At 65.9% G+C, this 687-nt stretch carries 1 protein-coding gene; it reads left to right on the plus strand.

Annotation, left to right across the window (positions count from 1 at the left end):
• Window positions 1-523: acetyl-CoA C-acyltransferase (locus FS320_RS44605; RefSeq protein WP_152718805.1), on the plus strand; the 523-nt coding region annotated here is incomplete at its 5' end.
• Window positions 524-687 lie beyond the last annotated feature (164 nt).

Genomic DNA, 687 nt, shown 5'->3' on the forward strand with positions numbered 1-687 from the left:
CATCCGCGCCGGCACCACCATCGAGTCTCTCGCCAAGCTGCGCCCTGCCTTCTCGAAGGAAGGCACGGTCACCGCCGGCAATGCCTCGGGCATCAATGACGGCGCGGCCGCCATCGTGCTGATGACGGAAGCCGAGGCCGAGAAGCGCGGCCTGACCCCGCTCGCCCGCATCGCCTCCTGGGCGACCGCCGGCGTCGACCCGGCCATCATGGGCACGGGTCCGATCCCGTCCTCGCGCAAGGCGCTGGAAAAGGCCGGGTGGAAAGTGTCCGATCTCGAACTCGTGGAGGCCAACGAGGCCTTCGCGGCTCAGGCGCTCGCGGTCAACAAGGACATGGGCTGGGATCCGTCCATCGTGAACGTGAACGGCGGCGCCATCGCCATCGGTCACCCCATCGGCGCGTCGGGCGGGCGCGTGCTCGTGACCCTGTTGCACGAGATGGGCCGGCGCAACGCCAAGAAGGGCCTTGCGACCCTGTGCATCGGCGGCGGCATGGGCGTCGCCATGTGCCTCGAGCGCTAAAAGCCGCCTGGAGCGCTAAAAACTTGAAGAGGCGCCAGGAAATTCCGGCGCCTCGCCCTTCCCCGCTCTGCCAAATATCCTAAGCTATGTTGTGAGGCGGTCCGAATCCGAACGTCTCACAATGAATGGATCCTTGAGAGATCCACACGGAAACGGTGTTGGGA

Origin of the sequence: Microvirga tunisiensis (assembly GCF_009296175.1) — a bacterium.
In the GTDB taxonomy this organism is placed as follows: Bacteria; Pseudomonadota; Alphaproteobacteria; order Rhizobiales; family Beijerinckiaceae; genus Microvirga; species Microvirga tunisiensis.